The sequence below is a fragment of the Winogradskyella sp. genome (genome assembly GCF_013042245.1).
Taxonomy (GTDB): Bacteria; Bacteroidota; Bacteroidia; order Flavobacteriales; family Flavobacteriaceae; genus Winogradskyella.
The window spans coordinates 1-4,765 of sequence record NZ_JABDQL010000094.1; the positions used below are offsets into that span (position 1 = coordinate 1).

4 protein-coding genes are annotated in these 4,765 nt (G+C 32.8%); 3 read left to right on the forward strand and 1 reads right to left on the reverse strand.

Annotated elements, in window-relative coordinates; genetic code table 11:
• Positions 1-58: 58 nt before the first annotated feature.
• Positions 59-1,255 (forward strand): IS4 family transposase, encoded by a 1,197-nt coding sequence (locus HKP48_RS07745; protein WP_296344534.1) that lies wholly within the window; start codon positions 59-61, stop codon positions 1,253-1,255.
• 158 nt (positions 1,256-1,413) lie between these two features.
• Positions 1,414-2,010 carry an HNH endonuclease gene (locus tag HKP48_RS07750; RefSeq protein ID WP_296344536.1) on the forward strand — a complete coding sequence of 199 codons (597 nt, stop codon included), beginning with the start codon at positions 1,414-1,416 and terminating at the stop codon, positions 2,008-2,010.
• A 78-nt stretch (positions 2,011-2,088) separates the two neighbouring features.
• On the opposite strand, the gene HKP48_RS07755 is transcribed toward HKP48_RS07750, so the two are convergent.
• The gene (locus tag HKP48_RS07755; RefSeq protein ID WP_296344539.1) at positions 2,089-2,628 is read right to left on the reverse strand and encodes a DUF2911 domain-containing protein; all 540 of its coding nucleotides are present in this window, start codon (positions 2,626-2,628) and stop codon (positions 2,089-2,091) included.
• 237 nt (positions 2,629-2,865) lie between these two features.
• Here HKP48_RS07755 and asnB point away from each other — a divergent pair, with 237 nt between their 5' ends.
• Positions 2,866-4,527, forward strand: coding sequence for an asparagine synthase B (gene asnB, locus HKP48_RS07760; RefSeq protein WP_296344542.1), 1,662 nt, complete (start codon positions 2,866-2,868; stop codon positions 4,525-4,527).
• The last annotated feature ends 238 nt before the right edge of the window (positions 4,528-4,765 follow it).

Consider the following 4,765-nt stretch of genomic DNA (forward strand, 5'->3'; position numbering starts at 1 on the left):
TTTCCAATATAGGATTTCCCACTTTATTTATATCTTCATTTCGACCAAAAAAAGAGATATGAACAAAAGTACAAACTTTAGTGGAACTCCTGTCGTAAAGCAAATTTTAGAACATATTTTACCTGCAGATATTTCTCGGACAGCAGAAGCACATAATAGCGATAAGTATTATAAACGATTTAAAACATACGATCATTTAGTAACAATGATTTATGCTACCATGAGCGGTGTATCTTCGTTAAGAGAACTTACCTCTGCTATGCTAGCCTGTGAAGGACGTATAAGTCATCTAAATCTTCAATATTTTCCTAAACGAAGTACTATTTCTGATGCTAATAAAAACAGAAGCAGTAAGGTCTTTGCAGATATCTATCGTACATTATATGAACGTTATGCTCCATTTTTATCGGACAGTAGCGCTTTAAAGCCTCCAGTAAAGAATTTGAAGATTGTTGATTCCTCCACGATTAGTTTATTTACAAATATCCTTAAAGGTGTGGGACGCAATCCTATTAATGGTAAGAAAAAAGGTGGAATTAAGATTCACACCATGATAAATGCTATGGAAGATGTTCCTTGCCTAATTCGCTTTAGTAGTGCCGCTACGCATGATCACACATTTCTAAAGGAGCTAAAGTTAGAGAAAGACTCTTTTGTTGTTTTTGATAAAGCGTACACCGATTACAACCAATATTTACAATGGACATTGGACGATGTTTACTTTGTGACTCGACAAAAGGACAATGCTGTCTATAAAAGTATAAAAGAGTTTGACTTAGATGATAAAACCAGTGATGCCGTGTTAAAAGATGAACTGATAGAAGTTACAAAAGATGGAAAATCCATTGAAATTAGAAGAGTTGCATATTGGGATAGCGAGAAAGAAAAGTTGTATGAGTTTATAACTAACAACAAAGAAATATCACCAGACAAAGTAGCTGATATTTACAAGCATAGGTGGCAAATAGAAACAATGTTTAAGCGATTGAAACAAAACTTCCCATTAAAATACTTTCTTGGAGATAATCAAAATGCAATTGAAATACAGATTTGGACGGCACTAATTATCCAATTAATAATGTTAGTCATTCAACGTAAAATTAAGCGTAGCTGGTCATACTCCAATATGGTGAGCATTATAAGACTACATCTGATGACATATATTAACCTGTCGAAATTTCTTGAAAACCCTGATCAGAAATGGGCTCAATTAACCAATAAACCACCCGATAATCAGCTCGAAATATTCACATAGATACCATGCTTTTGAATAGAAGTAAATTTGAAACAGTTTTATTGAGCTTAAAAGACCATATTAATCAATTACGTATTTTTATCGGACACTACTGTATTCTATTAATAAAAAAACAGTATATTTAACATTGTTAGTAAGACAATCCCGTTAACTCAAAAATGCTATTTAGTTCTATAAAATCTTACAGAGGTGAGACATGGAAACACCTTGTATATCCAGAATCCCACGATATCTTATATTCCGAAATAATTTATATTTCAAACTATGGTAGATTATTACGCGAGGTAGATAATGAAACAAAACTTATAAAACCTTACAATCTTAACGGCTATCCCCATGTTAAAATAAAAACAAATAAATTTAAATTTTATAAGAATTCTAAAAGACGCATTTTTAAAGGTTATTATGTGCATAAATTAGTAGCAAATCACTTTTTAGAACAAGGCGATGGAATTTATGTTATTCACTTAGATTATGATAAACTGAATAACGAAGTGAGAAATCTAAAATGGGTAACAAAACGAGAAAAAGAGTTGCACCAATGGAAGAATCCTGTTTTCATCGAAGCAAAGAAAAAGATAAAGCGCCCTTATGCAAAACTAACTGAGAACAATGTAAGACTTATTAAAAAAATACTTAATAATCCAAATAGGCGTACAAGATTAAAAATTATAGCAAAACGCTTTGGAGTAACAACAACTCAGCTTAATAGAATTAAGTCTGGAGAAAATTGGGCGGATGTTCCGTCACTTTAATAATATCCAATAAAAAAGCTCTGATAACGATAATTATCAGAGCTTTTTTTATGAGTAGTGAGTAATATAAATAATTTCTTATTTCGTAAAAGGTACAGCAACTCTAACTTTATCCCAGCCCATATGCAAGTGTACACCATCATCAGATGGTACAAAAGCCATAGAAAAGGCTTCTAAAGATTTGTCGCTCATGGTTACAGGAACTTTAATACTAGCAACTATGTTTTCTTTTTTGTAACCAGAAGCACCCCAGTTATTTAAATCAGAACTTACAATAATTTTCCACTCTTTTTCTCCAGGAATTGTAAATAAAGAATATGCTCCAGCTTTTAATTTTGTTCCGTTGAGGTTCATGTCAACATGTAGTATTAATTCAGTAGCTTCATTTGCTCCAGTTCTCCAAACTTTTCCGTAAGGTGCTAAATCAGTTCCTACAGTTCTTCCTTTGAGCTGTGGTCTACTGTAATATACTTTTGCTAATTGTTTGTTTCCTCTTCCTATAGAAGTAGCATCCATTGGGCTTTTATCTAAGTCTCTAAATTTTTGAGCATCTACATTGTATGATACTAGCATCATAAAAGCGAAAGCGATAGTGGTTAATAATCTTGAATTTTTCATAAGTGATAATTAAATTTTAAAATTTAAAATTAGTGAGTTATTTAACGTATCGGTTGTAAAGAATTATTAAAATTTACATATTGATAGTAGAAAGGCTTTATATGATAACTTTTTGTTTTATTATTAATTAAAAATAGCTATTTTTAGTTTCATATTGTAACTAATAATTAAATTTATATTTATTAAATGAAAGTTTAAACTCATATTTGCTTCATAATAATATTTAAAATAATAGTTATGTGCGGAATTGTATGTGCGTTTGATATAAAACAGAAATCAGAAACTCTAAGACCTCAGGTTTTAGAAATGGCAAAATTTATTAGACATCGTGGTCCAGATTGGAGCGGAATTTATAGTAACGAAAAAGCAATCATGGCGCATGAGCGTTTGGCAATTGTCGATCCTGCATCTGGAAAGCAACCACTTTTTAGTGCTGACGAAAAACTAATTCTAGCAGCAAACGGAGAAATCTATAATCATAGAGAATTACGTGCGCAATTTCCAGATTATAAATTTCAAACGGAAAGTGATTGTGAAGTTATTTTGGCATTGTATCAAGAAAAAGGACATGATTTTGTTGATGATATGAATGGTATTTTTGGTTTTGCCATTTACGATGTTGAAAAAGATGAATATTTCATCGCTCGTGACCATATGGGAATTATTCCATTATATATGGGTTGGGATAAAGACGGAACATTTTACGTAGCCTCAGAATTAAAAGCTTTAGAAGGTGTTTGTACAAAGATTGAATTGTTTCCTCCAGGACATTACATGAGTAGTTGTGATGGAAAATTAGTAAAATGGTACAAACGCGACTGGTCTGAATACCATACTGTAAAAGACAATGAAACAAGTATAGCAGAAGTAAAACAAGCTTTGGAAGATGCAGTACATAGACAATTAATGAGTGATGTGCCTTATGGTGTATTGTTATCTGGTGGATTAGATTCTTCAGTAACTTCTGCCATTGCAAAAAAATACTCAGAAAGACGTATTGAGGCAGATGATAAAGAAAAAGCGTGGTGGCCGCAATTACATAGTTTTTCTGTTGGTTTAGAAGGTTCTCCAGATTTGGCTGCAGCCCAAAAAGTAGCAGATTATATTGGTACTGTGCATCATGAAATTAAATTCACAATTCAAGAAGGTTTAGATGCTATTAAAGATGTCATTTACAATATTGAAACTTACGATATTACAACGATACGTTCTTCAACTCCAATGTATTTGATGGCGCGAGTCATCAAGTCTATGGGAATTAAAATGGTATTATCTGGCGAAGGTGCGGATGAAATATTTGGAGGCTATTTATATTTTCATAAAGCGCCAAATGCCCAAGAATTTCATGAAGAAACTGTACGTAAATTAGATAAATTACACATGTACGATTGTTTACGTGCCAACAAAAGTTTAATGGCATGGGGAATTGAAGGTCGTGTACCATTTTTAGATAAAGAATTTATGGACGTGGCCATGCGTATCAATCCTAAAGATAAAATGATTAATGGCGAACGCATGGAAAAATGGGTTATCCGTAAAGCATTTGAGGATATGTTACCAGAATCTGTAGCTTGGAGACAGAAAGAGCAATTTAGCGATGGCGTTGGTTATAGTTGGATAGACACTCTTAAAGAAATTGTAGAGCAAGAAGTAACAGACGAACAATTGGCAAATGCGAAGTTTAGATTTCCAATAAATACACCGCTTAACAAAGAAGAGTTTTATTACCGTTCTATTTTTGAAGAGCATTTTCCTAGTGATGCAGCGGCGTTAAGTGTGCCACAAGAAGCTAGTGTAGCATGTAGTACTGCGATAGCTTTAGAATGGGATGAGGCATTTAAAAACATGAACGAGCCAAGCGGAAGAGCTATTGCTCAAGTACATGATGATGCATATTAATGAGATTCCTAGTTTTCAAGATGCAGTCACAGAAAACTTGGCTAGGTCTAATTAATGCCGCAGTATAGCGGTATCTAATAAATTAAAGGTTTAAAAGGTGTTAGGTTAACAAACAGGGCAAAATCATACTTTTAAATTTAATATTTTGAGCAAATAGTCTTCATTCCACCCAGCTTCAAGCCTTTTGCTTTTCATAGATAGTTTTTTAGAATGTTCATTCTTCAATAGGTTTAAAGCA

Bases quoted from the DNA above. Each gene is read 5' to 3' on its own strand.
- HKP48_RS07755 (WP_296344539.1), bottom strand. From the start codon at position 2,628: ATGAAAAATTCAAGATTATTAACCACTATCGCTTTCGCTTTTATGATG.
- HKP48_RS07745 (WP_296344534.1), top strand. From the start codon at position 59: ATGAACAAAAGTACAAACTTTAGTGGAACTCCTGTCGTAAAGCAAATT.
- HKP48_RS07750 (WP_296344536.1), top strand. From the start codon at position 1,414: ATGCTATTTAGTTCTATAAAATCTTACAGAGGTGAGACATGGAAACAC.
- asnB (WP_296344542.1), top strand. From the start codon at position 2,866: ATGTGCGGAATTGTATGTGCGTTTGATATAAAACAGAAATCAGAAACT.